Genomic DNA, 14,575 nt, shown 5'->3' with positions numbered 1-14,575 from the left:
GATCGAGGCCCCTCCTCCTCAGAGATGCGATCGGAGCGCCGACAGCGGCGGGAACGCGAGGGTCTCGTCTACGTCCTCGTCGAGGACGACCGGCCGATAGGTATCAGGCTCCCCGAGCAACGGCGAGCGAAACGACCCAGCGCGGGCGACGTCGACGCCCCCGGCCAGCCGCGTGAAGGCCGGCAGGACGAGCACCTCGCCGCCGTCGGCCGCCGGACCCCGGAGATAGCAGGGGCGCTTTCGTCCCTCGATGGTGATCGCGGGGTGGATGTGCCCGTGGACGTAGCCCGCGGCGGGGTCGGGCCGTTCGTGGCCGTGACAGGCGAGGGAGGCCCCGATCGAGTAGTCGGCGACGACCCCCTCTAGAACCGAATCGAGCATCGGATCGTGGTTGCCGCGGGTCACGACGAGGCGTGCGCCCCCGTCCTCGATGTGCCGTTCGAACGCCCGGAGGCTCCGTTCGACCCCGTGGGGGACCGAATCGAACCCGTGGAGCAGATCGCCCGCGACGACGACCTCGCGGGGGTCGAACCGTGAGAGCAGCGCGTCGAGTCGCGAGAGGACGTCCTCGCGCTCGCCGAGCGAGAACTCGACGTTCGAGGCCCGATCCCGACCGAGGTGGACGTCCGCGAGCACGAGGGTGCGCTCGTCGGGAAAGTAGGCGGCGCGGTCCCGGAACAGACAGTCCTCGAACACTGGCGGGGAGTTCGTCGCCCCACGCATGAGCCTGTCGGCTTCCCGCCCGAGATCAGGTTGCGAGCGCCTCGGCGCTCTCCTCTTCGTCGGCGACGTGGCTGCGGGCGGTGGCGTAGGCCGTCCGCACCCGCTCGAAGGACTCGCGATCCCCGCCCTGATCCGGGTGGACGCGCTTTACCTTCTCGCGATAGGCGGCCTTGATTTGGGCCTCGTTCGCGTCGGTCGGTAGGCCGAGGGTGGCGAAGGCGGCCATCGCGGCCTCGTCGGTCCCGACCCCGGCGGTCAACGCCGGCGTCTCGAAGGGGAGTCGGCGCCCGAGGTGGATGCCCGGCATCTCGTGTTCGACGAGCACGCCGTGGGTGTCGGTCGCTTCGATCCGGAAAAAGGCCCGCGCGTCGAAGGTGATCGCCACGTCGCGCTCGGGGAGGTAGAACTCGATGACCTCCCCCGCGATCTCGCCGTTCTCGACGAAGGGTTCGTCGATGGCCCGGAGGTAACGCCGGATCTCCGCGTGTTTCCTGTGTTCCCCACTCGCGATCGGCTCGCGTCGTCGGTCGGGAAACAGACGGGCGCCGACGGCGAACACCCCGGCGATCACGAGTCCGATGGCGAGCCCGACCAGGACGCCGACGACGAGCCACCACGGGAGGAACCACACGAACTCCGACTGCACACCACCCGGTAGGGATCCGATCGCAAAGAAGCTTCGTAGAGCGGATCGACCGCCCGGTCAGCCGATGTAGCGCAGGTCGTCCTCCGTCGGGACGTTCTGGTCCTCGATCTCCTGCATCCGGGCGACGACGTCCTCCATCTCGTCGGCACGCTCTTCGAGTTCGGTCAGGTCGACCTCGAAATCGAGGTGTGTCTGGAGCACGCCCAACAGCGCCTGTGCGCTCTTGGGATCGACGAGGTAACCGCTGGTTTCGCCCATCAGGCAGGCCGCCGTCAGCCCGCGCTGGCCGCCCAGTCCCACGAGCAGCCCGCTGATCCCGACGATCCCACCCTCGGGTTCGTTCTCGCGGAACTCCACGCCCACGTCTTCGAGCGTTTCGATCAGCGTCTCGCTCGATGCAGCCCCGAGAACGGCGTGTTCTTCGACGAGTTCGCCCGTTGGAACCCCGCCGAGCGCCAGGACGCTCCCGACGCCGACCTCCCCGGCGATATCGAGGACTGCTTCGGCGATCCGGTAGTGACCGACGCCGCTTGCGGCCTGTTGGTCGCCGGTCACGACCAGCAGGTCTCGGTCCCCGATGGCGACGTGGTGACACTCCACGGCGACGAGCTCGGCCAACCCCGTCTCCGAGACGGTCACCTGCGGGGGCAGGTGCTCCGAGTAGATCCGTCTGAGGAGTTCGCTCTCGCCCTCCTCGATCAGGTGTTCGGCGACGAGCGTCCCGACGTGGCCGACGCCCGGCAGTCCTTCGACCAGGACGGGGTCGTCGAGTTCCGGTTCTGCGAGGACCTCGACCTCTACGTCGTTCATACGGTTACTCGCGCTCTCGGCGCTTAAGTGCGCGTCGGTACTCGCCATAGCGGTCCTCGGGCGAAAAGGGCGCCGGGGCGCTGTTGACCGCCTCGGCTCCACAGTCGGGACAGCTCGTCGAAAGGGTGTACACCGGGCGTTCGTGGCGCTCGCGCCACTCGCGACAGACTCGGATGTCCGATTTCACGCTTACTCGTCGTCGGTTCGTCGCTCGCGGTGGAACTCGCCGCTGCCACCGAACTCGCCGATCGCGGCGTTCGCGCGTTCGGCACTGGCTTCGAGTGCTGACTCCGCGGTCTTGTAGTTGGGCGCCTGGACCCGGATCCGGTATTCGGGTGCGCCGACGTAGGTGACCTCGAGGTCGATCTCCTCGCTCACTTCCCCGTTGCCTTCGGCGGCCTGTAGGGCCTCTTTGACGGCGTCGACGCCCGCCTCGGTCGAGCAGATCAGATCGACGTAGCCCGTCACGGTGACGTAGGGCACCGAGACGTTCTCGCGGGCGGTCTCGACGATCGCATCGACCTGCTCGTCGCCGAGGTCGGTCTCGGAAAGCGCCTCGGGGCCGTGGATCGCGGCCTGCTCGAACCCCTCGTAGAGCCCGCCGTGGACCTCGATGAGCTCGTTGGCGACCGTCGTGTAGGTCTCGTCGTCGACGTCCTCGCCGAAGGCGATCGTCATCCAGTTGTCGGCCTTCTGGTCGTTCTTCCAGCGCTGGATCGTGTCCTTTCGCTGGTGTTCGTTGACGTCCTTATACGAGAGGTCGATCTGCTGGGAGCCCTTATCAACCTCGAGGACCTTACAGACGACGGTCTGGCCGACGCGGACGTGATCGCGAACGTTCTTGATCCAGCCCGACGCAACCTCGGAGATATGGATCAGCCCCTGTTTGTCCTCGTACTCGAGCAAATCGACGAAGACGCCGAAGTCCTCGATCTCCTCGATCTTGCCGACGACGAGTTCGCCGGGTGTGGGCCAGCCGCTGTAGTTCATTATCGTGCCTCGACGGTTTCCGTGACCTCGCCGTCGATCTCGGCCTTCCCGCCGGCCGGTCGCGCGAGCGTGTGCCCACAAACTGCACACGCGACCTCGGAGGACGCCTTATCGAAGACGATCTGTTCGTTCTCGCAGTCCGGACACTCGACGGAATAGAAGTTTCCTGCCATACTTACTCCTGGAAGTCAACGCGACCGGCTCGCCATCCCTCCCGCAGATGGGCTTTGCCACACTCGCCACAGCGGTACTTGAAGTCGGTCTTGCTCGTCGGTTTCCCGCCGCTGGGGACCTTCGAGAACTTGCCGTCATTGCCGATACCGCTCTGGCGCTCGCGCTGGCGGTCGATCCACTTCATGCCGGTCTGCCGCCCGGTCCTCGTTTTCTCCAGTTCGTGTTCGTGGTGTTCGTTACAGTACGGACAGTACGTGTTGAATCGACGTGGAATCTCCATGGCCTTGTCGACGGGTTGGGGGTGGTGGCTTAAAACCCGTTTGGTTGCCCCTCGACGCCGCCTGCAAAGGTTGATGTGGCTACCAGCCCGACTCCGAAGCGTGAACCGGTACCGGATTCGAACCCCGAAACCACACGACTCGACGACGATCGCGACCGTCAGTGCTTCGGGAACCGGATCGGGAGGTCTCTGTCATGTACGCTGAACTCCTCGGGGGGACACTGCTGGGTGTCGTCCTACTCGTACTCTGTGGCGGGCTCGCCCACCGACTGCACCGGTCGTCGGACCCACCCGCCGCCGGCGACCTCGTGACCGACGGCGGCGAGCGAACCGACGACACGGCCGAGGGTTCGGCGTCTTCGCGTACACGGTCTGACGGCGGCTTTGCGACCGGCTACGGCTTTGACACCTCGAAACCCACCGGCCTGATCCGCTGGCTGACGACCGTTGACCACCGCGACATCGGCATCCTCTATCTCACCTTTGGGGCGTTCATGTTCCTGTGGGGTGGCACCGACGCGATGATGGCCCGGACCGAGCTGCTGACGCCCGAAGCGGAGGTCTTCGGGATCCAGACGTACAACGAACTCTTTACTACCCACGCGATTACGATGCTGTTTCTCTTCGCGACGCCGATCCTATTCGGGCTGGCGAACTACTTCCTCCCACTTCTGATCGGGGCCGACGATATGGCCTACCCCCGGATCAACGCCATCGCCTTCTGGGTACTGCCGCCGTCTGCCGTTCTGATCCGATTCGGCATCATCAGCGACGCGATGGCGACGGTCCTCGGGCCGGTCGTCCCCGCGATGGCCTCGCTGTTTCTCGGCTTCTCGCCCGTCGACGTGGCCTGGACGTTCTACCCGCCCCTGTCGGTCCAGACGGTCAACCCGCAGATCGATATGGCGCTTTTGGGGTTACATCTCTCGGGGATCGGGACCACGCTGGGGGCGATCAACATCATCGCGACGGTCTTCGTCGAGCGCTCGCCCGACGTCGGCTGGGAGCGACTCGACATCTTCTCGTGGACGCTGCTCGTTCAGGCCGGACTGATCCTCTTTGCCTTCCCGCTTTTGGGTGCGACCCTGCTGATGTTGCTACTGGATCGCAACATCGGAACCTCGTTTTTCGCCGTCGAACACGGGGGATACCTCCTCTTTCAGCATCTCTTTTGGTTTTTCGGCCACCCCGAGGTCTACATCCTCGTCTTGCCCCCCTTCGGGTTGATCAGCCTCGTCCTCCCGAAGTTCGCGGGCCGCAAGCTCTTCGGGTATAAGTTCGTCGTCTACTCGACGATGGCCATCGGGGTACTATCCTTCGGCGTGTGGGCCCACCACATGTTCACGACGGGCATCGACCCGCGGATCCGCGCGTCGTTCATGGCGATCACCATCGCCATCGCGGTGCCGAGCGCGGTGAAGGTCTTCAACTGGACGACCACGCTGTGGACCGGGGATATCAGACTGGAGGCGCCGATGCTCTTTTGTATCGGTGCCGTCTCGACGCTCATCTTCGGCGGCGTGACAGGGGTGTTCCTCGGGTCGATCCCGGTCGACCTCCTGTACCACGGCACCTACTACGTCGTGGGTCATTTCCACTTCATCATCACCGGCACCATCCCGTTTGCCGTCTTCGCGGCGGTCTACTACTGGTTCCCGCTGATGAGTCGGCGGATGTACAATCGGACGCTCGGGGCTGCCCACTTCTGGTTTTCCTTTATCGGGGTCAACCTGTTGTCGTTCGGCATGCTGGTACTGGGGATGCTCGGGCTGCCACGGCGTTCTGCCACCTACCCCGCCGAGTTCGTCCCGATACAGGTCGTCGCCTCGCTCGGAGCGCTACTGATCGCGTTCGGGCAGGTGATCTGGTTGTACAACATGGTCCAGTCCTATCGCTCGGGCCGGATCGTGATGGACGCCGACGTCTGGGGACTGAAGAAGTACGGCCAGTTCACCAAGGAGTGGGAGTGGTTCGAAAACCGGCTCGAACAGGCTCAGGCGACGGAAAAACCCCGAGACACCCCCGAGACGGAGGCGTAGACGTAGGCGACTCTTCAGGTCAGTCGTTCGTAGACGTATCCGAGTACGAACCCGTAGACGAGATGCCCCGTGAGGGTGAAAAACAGATAGAGGATGACGAACGGCCAGGTCAGTTCACCCGTCCCGAGGATCAGAAAGGCGATCCAGAGGATCCCGCCGAAGGCCATCCCCTGGACGGTCGGATCCCGCGGCCCGCGCCGGCCGACGACCCGCTCTCTGAGCAGAACGAAGACGACCGGCCAGACGAGGATCCCGATCGCGGAGAAGACGACGAAGCCCACGACGTGGTGCTCGGGCATCCCGACGAACCGGGCGATCGCCTCCGGAGCGCCGAGTTGCGAGCGGGTCTGTACCTGACTGAACAGAAACACGAGCATCATCACGGTCGTCGCGGCGACGCCGGCACTGATCGCACGCAGGTACCGATTCATTTGCCGGGGCTACCACGGTCGAAAGGAAAGCGTTGTCGATCATCCGAAGCGCTTAATCGTCCATCCGTCGAACCCGCAGCCGTGAAACGCCTGATCATCCACGGGGATCCCGGCGTCCGGAAGGACGGGATCATCGACTACGACGACCGGGAGATGGTGCTGTTTTCGGTCACGCGAAACGGCGACTGGCACGGTCCCGAGCGTCCCCAGCTGTGGTGTGTCATCGGCACCGAGGACGAACGAATGGACTTCGAGAAGCGAAACTACGTCCCCCACTTCCTCGACGTCGAGACCATCGACGCCGAGGCCGTCGACATCGTTCAAAAGCGCGGCAAACCCTCCGCTTAGACGCCCTCGATCAGATACGCCGCGCTTGCGAGGTTCGTCGCAAGCGGCGTGTCGTGAACGTCACAGATCCGCAGCAGTGCGGTGATGTCGGGTTCGTGTGGCTGTGCGCGGAGCGGATCGCGAAGGAAGATCACGCCGTCCAGCGCCTCCTTTGCGACCTCCGCACCGATCATCATGTCCCCGCCGAGCGGGCCCGAGGCCATGCGCTCGACGGTCAGGCTCGTCTCCTCGGTGATGCGCTTTCCCGTGGTCCCCGTGCCGACGAGGGAACACTCTCCGAGGCGCGTTTCGTGTTCGCGGACGAAATCGATCAAGTCGGCTTTCTTTTCGTCGTGGGCGATCAGCGCGAGTCGAGTCATACACCCCCTGCGTGCGCCGGCTTCAAAGGTGTTTACCCCGGGGCTATCGCGTCGCCGCCGTGCGATTTCTGAATCACAACCCTTAACTACGGCACGCCGGTATGAACTGGTAGCGGGATGGGATAGCCAGGAGATTCCGGCGGGCTCATAACCCGCAGATCGGTAGTTCAAATCTACCTCCCGCTATGCTTTCTCGTGACGATACCGAGGAGCGAAGCGACGAGCGTCACGAGCGCCACAAGTAGAGCACGTAGTCGATCCGAAACAGGGGGTGAGCGACTGTGAACGAAACGAGTGGGTTCGAATCGCCCTTTCGCTACGTTTTCCGAATCCAACGCACCAACCGGAAGCCTCGACTCGGGGGCTACGCGCCCATCACGGCTCGAAGCACGACGTACCCGAAGACTAGCACTACCAGAACCGCGATGAGCGCGAAGACGACCTTACCCCGCTCGTCTTTGTCCATGGGGCGAGTGGGGACTGGGCGAGAATAAACCGACGGCTTGCCATCCTACATTCCTTGAAAAACCGTTCGTCGTGGCGATCACGCCGTAGTTGCGCTCGGTTCGCGGTATCAGGCCGCCGGACGGGCCTGGCGCGTGGCCCGGCGGTTCTTGCTCCACGAGCCGATGGCCCCGCCGATCGCGCCCGGGATCGCATAGATCACCAGCAGCGTCACGCCGACGGTCAGCAGGCCGAACGCCGGGACTAGCCCCCCGAAGAGGGTCTCGACGAACGCGACCGCGACCAGCAGGACCAGCGCGCCGATGACTGTCGCCAGGCCGCCGTGAACCGCCCCGTTACCCACGGTTCCGCCGGCGACGTAGCCGGCGACCAGACCGGCGACGATACCCGCGAGCCCCCAGCCCATGACCGGTACCGTCATGCCCGTGCCCGGAACTACCGCTCCCCCGATCAACCCGATGAGCAGGCTCACGATGAAGCCGTACACCACCGCTTTCATGTCGATTGCCATAACAAGGAGTACGTCACGGAAGATCATGAACTAGACGCTTGCTCGATCCTGTACTGCGGTTCTGACAGGAGGCTCGGGACTCGCCGGCTCAGGCCGGGCGTTCGATTCCCAGTTCCCCGAGCAGGGTTCGGGCGGCCTCGGCGGACGAGTCGGGGCCGCGGGCGGTCAGCAGGTCGCCGTCGACGGTGACGCTCGTGTCGGCGTCGAGTTCGGCGTTCCAGTTCCCGCCGGCCGCGACCACTTCCTCTTCGACCCAGTAGGGGAGTTTCCGGCCATCGGGCATGACGTCGTGTTCCTCGACGGTATCCGCTTCCCATTCGTTGGGGAAGCCGGTGACGTCCCGGTCCTCGACGAGGAACGACCCGTCCGATTCGCGCGTAAAGGCGAGGATGCCCACCGCGTGACAGACCACGAGTGCCTTTCGGCCGGCTTCGACGGTTTCGGCGAGGATCCGACGGGCGTCGCGGTCCTGATTGACGTCCCAGACGGTGCCGTGTCCGCCGGGGAAGACGACGGCGTCGAACCCGGCGGCCTCGACGGCCGCGAGCGCTTCGGGGTCGTTCAGTCGCTCGTCGGTCTCGTGGACTTCTCGGACCCACTCGGCGGTGTCCTCGCCGACCGTCTCGGGGTCCAGCGAGGTCTCGTCGATCACCGGCGGCGACCCGCTCGGGGTCGCGACCGTGATCTCGACGCCGGCGTCCGACAGCGTCGTCAACGGCTCGATACACTCCTCTCCCCAATAGCCCTCCTCGCTGACGACGAACAGTGCGCGTGCCATGCCCGGATTTGGGGACCAAGCCCGATAAACTACGTGACGACCGACGGGCTTTTCGACGCCATCGTTTTGAGCGCCAGTCTCCTGGTTGGGACATGACCGACCCGTCGTTTCTCGACCGAGTGCGACAGCCGGCGCACACCGGACGAAACCGCTGTGTTCCGTGTACCGTTCTCAACGCTGCCATCGCACTCCTCGCGAGCGCGGTGGTGGCGCTCGTCTCGGTGCCCCTTGCCGCCGTCACGCTCCTCGCTTCGGTGCTCTCGATCTCGCTCCGTGGCTACCTCGTCCCCGGCACGCCCCGCCTCACGGAGCGCTACCTGCCCGAGTGCGTCCTCGCCCGCTTCGACACCCATCCGATCGAAGAGCGACGGCCCGACGACCGGACGGCCGAGGGCGACGGTCGCCGCGACCGAGAAGCCGTCGACCCCGAACGGTTCCTCCTCCGTGCGGGGGCGATCGAACCGGACGAACGCGGGGACGACCTCCGGCTGACCGAGGGGTTCTCCCGGCTGATCGAGCGCCAGCGGCCCGACCACGGGGATCCGACCGACCGTGACGCGATCGCGCGCCTGCTCGACGTCGATCCCGGTGCGGTGGCGGTCCTCGACCGGGAGTACCCCGCCGTCGAGACCGACCGGCGGGTCCGCAAGTGGCCCTCCGAGGCCGCGCTGGTGGCCGACGCCCTCGCCGACGGCGCGTTGTGCGATCTGACGGGTCGCTGGGAACGGGTTCCACTCGACCAGCGCCTGGGGATCCTCCGCTCGCTGCGGTCGTTTCACCCGACGTGCCCGCGGTGTTCGGGCGAGATCGTCCTGAGCGAGGGGACCGTCGAGTCCTGCTGTCGGACCCACGAGGTGCTCGCGCTCGGCTGTGAGGCGTGTGGCCCGCTTTTGGAGTTCTCCCCCGAGCAGGCCACGCCGGTATCTGGGAGGGGCGTTCGGCCCTGACCGGCCGTCTCACTCGGTGAGACGAACCGTCACCTCGTCGTACAGCCCCTTCGCCGTCGCGTGTTCGACGTTGAGTCCCGCACCGATCGTGACCTCCCCGGGATCGGCCCGTTCCCACTCGGTCTTCGAAACGCGAAACGCCTGCTCCCAGCGTTTCTCGAAGCGCTTTCGCTCGCCGCGGGCGAAGCGAAACTCCCCCGATTCGGCGGGCGGATCGCGAACCGAAACCCGCGTGGCGTCCCTCGCCCCGTCGACGCTCCACGTCCAGACCCGCGGCGACCGCGTCCGGAGGGTGATCGGGAACGGCATCGTGTTTCGCATCGTCACCCGGAAGGGAACGGCCTCGCCCCGGGCGTACTCGGTCCGGGGCGTCGCCACCGTGATCGAGATCGCGCGGTGGCGAAGCCAGTCGGGGACGAGCAGTCGGCTCAGCGCGGTCCCGTCGACCGACCGCATCGCCTGTGGGTCGGTGTGCCGGCGCTCGGACGGGGTGAACCCACCCTCGTCGCGCTGGAGGGCATCGGACTCATAGATACGCCGCATTGTCGCCGGCACGCGACCGGCTGACTAAAGCGTTGGGTCGGGTCGGCGCTCAGTCGTCCGCGGAGGCGTCCGTTCCCGCCGCGAACGACTCGGGTCGCCCGGCGTCGTAGCGCCCGTCGTAGCGGTGACACGCGATCCGGTGGTCCTCGCCTGTTCGGGTCAGCGCCGGCTCGTCGCGCTCGCACGGCGAGACGAACGTCGATTCGAGGCGTTCGCTGGCCCCCTCGAGGTCGCCGGCGTGGAGCGCCTCGATCGCCTCCGAAAGCACCTCCTCGGCTCTCGGATCGGAGAGTCGCGTCGGGAGGTCGAACTCGGCCCTGATCCGCTCGTCGAGGACCGATCGCGGGACTTCCGAAGGGTCCTCGCCGTCGTCGTTCGCCGCGGTGAGCGCTTCGAGGCCGTCGGCGCCCCCGACTCGCAGTTTGAAATCGAGCAGCGAGCGCCACTCGCCGCCCGGGAGGTCGTACTCATCGGGCGGGATGACGCGCGGGCAGCGCGTGTGAAACCGACAGCCCGAGGGCGGATCGATCGGTGAGGGCACCGTCCCCGAGAGAATGACCTGTTCGCCCTCCCAGCGGGGATCCGGTTCGGGGATCGCAGAGAGCAACGCCTCCGTGTAGGGGTGATGGGGCGGCGAGAACACCGCCTCGGTCGGTCCGGTCTCGGCGACCTCGCCCAGATACATCACCGCGACCCGATCGGAGATGTGTTCGACGACGCTCAGATCGTGGGCGATAAAGACGTACGAGAGGCCCAACTCCGTCTGGAGGTCCTCGAGCAGGTTGAGGATCTGGGCCTGTACCGAGACGTCGAGCGCGCTGACCGGCTCGTCACAGACGATCACCTCCGGGTCGACCGCGAGCGCGCGGGCGATGCCGATGCGCTGGCGCTGGCCGCCCGAAAACTCGTGGGGGTAGCGGTTGGCGTGACTCGGGTTCAACCCCACCGTGTCGAGGAGGTCGTAGATCCGCTCGGTACGATCTTCGCCGGAGGCGATCCCGTGGATGTCGAGCGGCTCGCCGATGATGTCGCCGACGGTCAGTCTGGGGTTCAGACTCGAAAACGGGTCCTGAAAGATGTACTGGAGGTCCGTTCTCAGCTCCCGTAGCTTCGTGTTCGAGATATCGGTGACCTCCTCGCCTCGGTAGTAGACCGACCCGTCCGTCGGTTCGATCAACCGTAGCAGGGACCGTCCGAGCGTGGTCTTCCCACAGCCGCTCTCGCCGACGATCCCGAGGGTTTCGCCCTCGTACAGTTCGAGGTCGATCCCGTCGACGGCCTTTACCGTCCCGCCGCGTCCGAGCAGGGTATCGAGAAAGCCCCCGCTGGTCTCGTAGTACTTCTGTAGTCCCTCGATCCGGAGGATCGGCTCCTCGGCCCGCTCAGTCATCGCTTCCCTCCGCGCGGGCCGGGTTTCGGTGCGTGTCCTCGTCGTCCCGTATTTCGACCTCGTAGTCGAGCCCCGCCTCCAGTTTGCCGGCCCATTCGAGACAGGCCGCCGAGTGGGCGGTCGTTTCGATCGCTGCCGCGCCCGTCTCGGGGTCGAGCAACGGTGGCTCCTCGAGGGTACAGACCTCCTCGGCGTACGGACACCGGGGATGAAAGCTACAGCCGGGTGGCAGTTCGACGAGATCGGGCATCGTCCCCGGGATCGTCCGGAGACGGTCTCGCTCGTCGCCGACCCGCGGGATCGAACTCATCAGCCCGACGGTGTAGGGGTGCTTGGGATCGTAGTACAGCTCCTCGACGGGCGCCTTCTCGACGGGCTTGCCCGCGTACATCACCATCACGCGGTTACAGACCTTCGCTATGACGCCCAGATCGTGCGTGATGAGCTGGACCGCGACGTCGAACTCGTCGGCGAGTTCCTCGATCAGATCGAGGATCTGGGCCTCGATGGTCACGTCGAGTGCGGTCGTGGGTTCGTCACAGACCAACAGGTCGGGCTCGCACGACAGCGCCATCGCGATGACCGCGCGCTGTTGCATCCCGCCGGAGAACTCGTGTGGGTAATCCGAATACCGCGTCTCGGCTTCCGGGATGCCGACCTCGTCCAACAGTTGGACGGTTCGCTCGCGTGCCTCCCGGTCGTCGTAGTCGAGGTGGTGGCGGATCGCCTCTGCGATCTGTTCGCCGACGGTGTAGACGGGATTGAGCGCGGTCTGGGCGTCCTGAAAGACCATCGCCACTTCGTTGCCACGCAGGTCCCTGACCTCCCGTTCGCTCAGTTCGAGGATGTCCTCGCCCTTGAAGCGGATCTCGCCGCTAGCGATCCGCCCTGGGCTCTCGATGAGGCGCATCAACGAGAGAGCGGTGACGCTCTTTCCGGCCCCCGATTCGCCGACGACGCCGAACTTCTCGCCGCGCTCGATCCGGTAGGAGAGGTCCTCGACGGCGGTGACGACCCCCTCCTCGGTGTAGAACTCGACGGTCAGGTCCTCGACTTCGAGCAGCGCCATCACTCCTCACCCCCGCGTCCGACGCCGGTTTGCTGGGCGTCGAGCGCGTCGTTGATGCCGTCCCCGATCATGTTCATCGACATCACGAACAAGAAGATCGCGAGCCCCGGATAGACCGTCGCCCACCACGGGATCGCCCCGCCCGGTCCCTGAATCAGCGTCGCGCGGGTCGCGTCCAGCATCGTCCCCCATTCGGCGGTGCCCGGCGGCATCCCCAGTCCGAGAAAGCCAAGCGCCGCGACCCCGATGACGACGGTGCCGATGTTGAGCGAAGCCAACACGAGCAACGGCGGCATCGCGTTCGGGATGATGTGTCTGAAGATCACCGATCGGTCTTTCGCCCCGAGGGCCTTGGCCGCCAGCACGTACTCGTTTTCCTTGATCGAGAGCACCTCCCCGCGAACCAGTCGCCCGTAGCCCGCCCACCCGAAAAGGGTAAACGCGAGGACGAGTTGCCAGTAGCCCCCGCCGAGGATGGCGACGATGATCAGCGCCAGGATCAGGCCGGGGAACGCGAAGATGGTGTCGACGACCCGCATCATGATCTCGTCGATCCAGCCGCCGTAGTAGCCCGATACGGCCCCGTAGACCGCGCCGAAACCGGCGGTGAGCGCGACCACGATGAACCCGATCGAGATGCTAAAGCGCCCGCCGTACAGCACCCGCGAGAACAGGTCGCGGCCCGAGCCGTCGATCCCCATGGGGTAGGCAAGCGACGGCGGGTCGTAGACCCCGACCGAAGGGTCCTGCAGATATAGGATGTCGGTCGGTGCGTGTGGCGCAAGCGAGATCGGCTGGACGAGCACACCGCCGACGGTAATCGGCCGCGAGAAGATCGCCAGCAACGACATCGCGACGACGACCGCGACGCCGAGCATCGCCGATCGATTGTGTGTAAATCGGTCCAGTCCCCGGCGCCACCGACTCCGTGTGCCCGTCTCGCTCTCCGTCTCCCACTCCGAGAGACGGTCGCGCTCTTCGACACGTTCCGCGTCGAACCCGGTGATCCGAATTCGGCCTCGTTCTGTAGACATGGTTTAATCGTATCTGATCCGCGGATCGAGCACCGCATAGAGGATGTCCGCAAGCAGGTTCGCCAGGATGATGAACACGCCCGTAAACAGCGTGATCGCCATGATGAGGTTCACCTCCCGGGTGGTGATCGCCTGGATGAACTCCCGACCCAATCCGGGCCAGTTGAAGACGGTCTCGACGACGACCGACCCGGCGACGATCCCCGCCGTCAGCGTCGCCGCCAGCGTCACCACCGAGATCAGCGAGTTCCGCAGGACGTGTTTGAGCACGACCTGTCGCTCGGGCAGCCCCTTCGCGCGGGCGGCGGTGACGTACTCCTTGTTCATCTCCTCGGTCATCGAGGTGCGCATCACCCGCATGATCGAGGCCGCAGAAGCGGTGCCGATCGTCAGGCCGGGCAGGATGAGGTACCACAGCATCTGGGGGTGGTACAGCGACAATCGGGAGGGTGCAAGCACCGGCCACCAGCCCAGCCAGAGCGCGCCGACGAGAATGAGCATCAACCCGAGCCAGAAGTTCGGGATCGAGATGCCCGACAGCGCCAGAAAGCGACTGACGGTGTCGCCGAACTCGTCTTTGTTGACCGCCGCGTAGATCCCGGTCGGGATCGCGATGATCAGCGCGAAGGCCCACCCGAACAGGCCAAGCGCGATCGTCTCGGGCAGCCGCGAGAGAACGATCGCGGAAACCTCGCGGTTGGTTCTGATGACGGTGCCGAAATCGGCCGTCAGGACGTTGCCCATCCACGTCAGGTACTGCTGCCAGACCGGGCCGTCGAGCCCGTATCGCGCGCGCAACTGGGCCTCCTGGCTCGCCGTTACGTCGGGGTTCAGCGCGACCATCTGGCTGATGGGATCGCCCGGTGTGAGGTGCACCAGCCCGAAGGTGATCACCGACACGCCGAAGAGGATCGGGATGATCGACAGCACTCGATTCAGTATGAAGCGTCGTAAACTCATGTCGCGGTCATCGTTGGTCGTTCGTTGGGAGTCGGTCGTCGTAGCTGTACTGGTCGGGACGGCCGCTACTCATCGGTT

General features: G+C 65.5%; 19 protein-coding genes and 1 tRNA gene. 4 read left to right on the top strand and 16 right to left on the bottom strand.

The genetic code is table 11. The features are described from left to right. Positions 1-18: 18 nt before the first annotated feature. From HACJB3_RS11725 to HACJB3_RS11695, 7 genes are read right to left on the bottom strand one after another with little or no spacing between them, the layout of a single operon-like run. Positions 19-723, bottom strand: coding sequence for a metallophosphoesterase (locus HACJB3_RS11725; RefSeq protein WP_049934438.1), 705 nt, complete (start codon positions 721-723; stop codon positions 19-21). Positions 724-748: 25 nt separating this feature from the next. After that, the gene (locus HACJB3_RS11720; RefSeq protein ID WP_008416567.1) at positions 749-1,369 is read right to left on the bottom strand and encodes a J domain-containing protein; all 621 of its coding nucleotides are present in this window, start codon (positions 1,367-1,369) and stop codon (positions 749-751) included. Positions 1,370-1,426: 57 nt separating this feature from the next. Then, positions 1,427-2,179: a proteasome assembly chaperone family protein gene (locus HACJB3_RS11715; RefSeq protein ID WP_008416569.1), complete on the bottom strand. Its 753-nt coding sequence runs from the start codon at positions 2,177-2,179 to the stop codon at positions 1,427-1,429. A 4-nt stretch (positions 2,180-2,183) separates the two neighbouring features. Further along, positions 2,184-2,366 carry an RNA-protein complex protein Nop10 gene (locus tag HACJB3_RS11710; RefSeq protein WP_008416570.1) on the bottom strand — a complete coding sequence of 61 codons (183 nt, stop codon included), beginning with the start codon at positions 2,364-2,366 and terminating at the stop codon, positions 2,184-2,186. A gap of 2 nt (positions 2,367-2,368) precedes the next feature. Next, the gene (locus tag HACJB3_RS11705) at positions 2,369-3,169 is read right to left on the bottom strand and encodes a translation initiation factor IF-2 subunit alpha (RefSeq protein WP_008416572.1); all 801 of its coding nucleotides are present in this window, start codon (positions 3,167-3,169) and stop codon (positions 2,369-2,371) included. Continuing rightward, positions 3,169-3,342, bottom strand: coding sequence for a 30S ribosomal protein S27e (locus tag HACJB3_RS11700; RefSeq protein ID WP_008416573.1), 174 nt, complete (start codon positions 3,340-3,342; stop codon positions 3,169-3,171). Before HACJB3_RS11700 ends, HACJB3_RS11705 begins: the two co-directional genes overlap by 1 nt. A gap of 2 nt (positions 3,343-3,344) precedes the next feature. Further along, entirely contained in the window at positions 3,345-3,623 is a 279-nt protein-coding gene (locus HACJB3_RS11695; protein ID WP_008416575.1) for a 50S ribosomal protein L44e, read from the bottom strand. 194 nt (positions 3,624-3,817) lie between these two features. On the opposite strand from HACJB3_RS11695, the gene HACJB3_RS11690 reads away from it, so the two are divergent. Further along, on the top strand, positions 3,818-5,662 hold the full coding sequence (locus HACJB3_RS11690) for a cbb3-type cytochrome c oxidase subunit I (protein WP_008416576.1): 1,845 nt from the start codon (positions 3,818-3,820) through the stop codon (positions 5,660-5,662). Between the two features lie 14 nt (positions 5,663-5,676). Here the strand turns inward: HACJB3_RS11690 and HACJB3_RS11685 are convergent, their stop codons facing one another. After that, the gene (locus tag HACJB3_RS11685) at positions 5,677-6,093 is read right to left on the bottom strand and encodes a DUF6789 family protein (RefSeq protein WP_008416578.1); all 417 of its coding nucleotides are present in this window, start codon (positions 6,091-6,093) and stop codon (positions 5,677-5,679) included. An 81-nt stretch (positions 6,094-6,174) separates the two neighbouring features. Here HACJB3_RS11685 and HACJB3_RS11680 point away from each other — a divergent pair, with 81 nt between their 5' ends. Continuing rightward, positions 6,175-6,441, top strand: a complete 267-nt coding sequence (locus HACJB3_RS11680) for an HAH_0734 family protein (protein WP_008416579.1) — start codon at positions 6,175-6,177, stop codon at positions 6,439-6,441. Here HACJB3_RS11680 and HACJB3_RS11675 read toward each other — a convergent pair. Beyond that, a complete protein-coding gene (locus HACJB3_RS11675) occupies positions 6,438-6,800 on the bottom strand; it encodes a methylglyoxal synthase (RefSeq protein WP_008416580.1) in 363 nt (120 codons plus the stop codon). The two genes, HACJB3_RS11680 and HACJB3_RS11675, sit on opposite strands and share 4 nt — an antisense overlap. A 111-nt stretch (positions 6,801-6,911) precedes the next feature. Here HACJB3_RS11675 and HACJB3_RS11670 point away from each other — a divergent pair. Continuing rightward, positions 6,912-6,986 (top strand) — tRNA-Met (locus HACJB3_RS11670). A 388-nt stretch (positions 6,987-7,374) separates the two neighbouring features. Here the strand turns inward: HACJB3_RS11670 and HACJB3_RS11665 are convergent. Together HACJB3_RS11665 and HACJB3_RS11660 are read right to left on the bottom strand one after the other, a co-directional pair. Continuing rightward, on the bottom strand, positions 7,375-7,776 hold the full coding sequence (locus tag HACJB3_RS11665) for a DUF5518 domain-containing protein (protein ID WP_049934581.1): 402 nt from the start codon (positions 7,774-7,776) through the stop codon (positions 7,375-7,377). An 88-nt stretch (positions 7,777-7,864) separates the two neighbouring features. After that, the gene (locus HACJB3_RS11660) at positions 7,865-8,554 is read right to left on the bottom strand and encodes a type 1 glutamine amidotransferase domain-containing protein (protein WP_008416583.1); all 690 of its coding nucleotides are present in this window, start codon (positions 8,552-8,554) and stop codon (positions 7,865-7,867) included. Between the two features lie 92 nt (positions 8,555-8,646). On the opposite strand from HACJB3_RS11660, the gene HACJB3_RS11655 reads away from it, so the two are divergent. Continuing rightward, complete coding sequence (locus tag HACJB3_RS11655) at positions 8,647-9,501, top strand: hypothetical protein (RefSeq protein WP_008416584.1); 855 nt, start codon at positions 8,647-8,649, stop codon at positions 9,499-9,501. A 9-nt stretch (positions 9,502-9,510) separates the two neighbouring features. Here HACJB3_RS11655 and HACJB3_RS11650 read toward each other — a convergent pair whose 3' ends face one another. Genes HACJB3_RS11650 through HACJB3_RS11630 form a run of 5 tightly spaced genes read right to left on the bottom strand, consistent with a single transcriptional unit; the run spans position 9,511 to position 14,497 of the window. Further along, on the bottom strand, positions 9,511-10,044 hold the full coding sequence (locus HACJB3_RS11650) for a hypothetical protein (protein WP_008416585.1): 534 nt from the start codon (positions 10,042-10,044) through the stop codon (positions 9,511-9,513). Positions 10,045-10,093: 49 nt separating this feature from the next. Further along, a complete protein-coding gene (locus HACJB3_RS11645; protein WP_008416586.1) occupies positions 10,094-11,434 on the bottom strand; it encodes an ABC transporter ATP-binding protein in 1,341 nt (446 codons plus the stop codon). Further along, the gene (locus HACJB3_RS11640; RefSeq protein WP_008416587.1) at positions 11,427-12,503 is read right to left on the bottom strand and encodes an ABC transporter ATP-binding protein; all 1,077 of its coding nucleotides are present in this window, start codon (positions 12,501-12,503) and stop codon (positions 11,427-11,429) included. The genes HACJB3_RS11645 and HACJB3_RS11640 overlap by 8 nt, the downstream gene beginning before the upstream one ends. Beyond that, the gene (locus HACJB3_RS11635; RefSeq protein WP_008416589.1) at positions 12,503-13,537 is read right to left on the bottom strand and encodes an ABC transporter permease; all 1,035 of its coding nucleotides are present in this window, start codon (positions 13,535-13,537) and stop codon (positions 12,503-12,505) included. The genes HACJB3_RS11640 and HACJB3_RS11635 overlap by 1 nt, the downstream gene beginning before the upstream one ends. A 3-nt stretch (positions 13,538-13,540) precedes the next feature. Continuing rightward, positions 13,541-14,497 carry an ABC transporter permease gene (locus HACJB3_RS11630; protein WP_049934436.1) on the bottom strand — a complete coding sequence of 319 codons (957 nt, stop codon included), beginning with the start codon at positions 14,495-14,497 and terminating at the stop codon, positions 13,541-13,543. Between the last annotated feature and the right edge of the window lie 78 nt (positions 14,498-14,575).

It is taken from the genome of Halalkalicoccus jeotgali B3, from assembly GCF_000196895.1.
Taxonomy (GTDB): domain Archaea; phylum Halobacteriota; class Halobacteria; order Halobacteriales; family Halalkalicoccaceae; genus Halalkalicoccus; species Halalkalicoccus jeotgali.
Note: the sequence above shows the minus strand (reverse complement) of the source record. Positions and strands in the feature narration are given on the sequence as shown.

Coding starts and splice junctions, on each gene's coding strand:
- HACJB3_RS11640 (WP_008416587.1), bottom strand. CDS start 12,503: ATGGCGCTGCTCGAAGTCGAGGACCTGACCGTCGAGTTCTACACCGAG.
- HACJB3_RS11630 (WP_049934436.1), bottom strand. CDS start 14,497: ATGAGTTTACGACGCTTCATACTGAATCGAGTGCTGTCGATCATCCCG.
- HACJB3_RS11675 (WP_008416580.1), bottom strand. CDS start 6,800: ATGACTCGACTCGCGCTGATCGCCCACGACGAAAAGAAAGCCGACTTG.
- HACJB3_RS11655 (WP_008416584.1), top strand. CDS start 8,647: ATGACCGACCCGTCGTTTCTCGACCGAGTGCGACAGCCGGCGCACACC.
- HACJB3_RS11665 (WP_049934581.1), bottom strand. CDS start 7,776: ATGGCAATCGACATGAAAGCGGTGGTGTACGGCTTCATCGTGAGCCTG.
- HACJB3_RS11650 (WP_008416585.1), bottom strand. CDS start 10,044: ATGCGGCGTATCTATGAGTCCGATGCCCTCCAGCGCGACGAGGGTGGG.
- HACJB3_RS11645 (WP_008416586.1), bottom strand. CDS start 11,434: ATGACTGAGCGGGCCGAGGAGCCGATCCTCCGGATCGAGGGACTACAG.
- HACJB3_RS11690 (WP_008416576.1), top strand. CDS start 3,818: ATGTACGCTGAACTCCTCGGGGGGACACTGCTGGGTGTCGTCCTACTC.
- HACJB3_RS11660 (WP_008416583.1), bottom strand. CDS start 8,554: ATGGCACGCGCACTGTTCGTCGTCAGCGAGGAGGGCTATTGGGGAGAG.
- HACJB3_RS11705 (WP_008416572.1), bottom strand. CDS start 3,169: ATGAACTACAGCGGCTGGCCCACACCCGGCGAACTCGTCGTCGGCAAG.
- HACJB3_RS11695 (WP_008416575.1), bottom strand. CDS start 3,623: ATGGAGATTCCACGTCGATTCAACACGTACTGTCCGTACTGTAACGAA.
- HACJB3_RS11700 (WP_008416573.1), bottom strand. CDS start 3,342: ATGGCAGGAAACTTCTATTCCGTCGAGTGTCCGGACTGCGAGAACGAA.
- HACJB3_RS11635 (WP_008416589.1), bottom strand. CDS start 13,537: ATGTCTACAGAACGAGGCCGAATTCGGATCACCGGGTTCGACGCGGAA.
- HACJB3_RS11685 (WP_008416578.1), bottom strand. CDS start 6,093: ATGAATCGGTACCTGCGTGCGATCAGTGCCGGCGTCGCCGCGACGACC.
- HACJB3_RS11715 (WP_008416569.1), bottom strand. CDS start 2,179: ATGAACGACGTAGAGGTCGAGGTCCTCGCAGAACCGGAACTCGACGAC.
- HACJB3_RS11725 (WP_049934438.1), bottom strand. CDS start 723: ATGCGTGGGGCGACGAACTCCCCGCCAGTGTTCGAGGACTGTCTGTTC.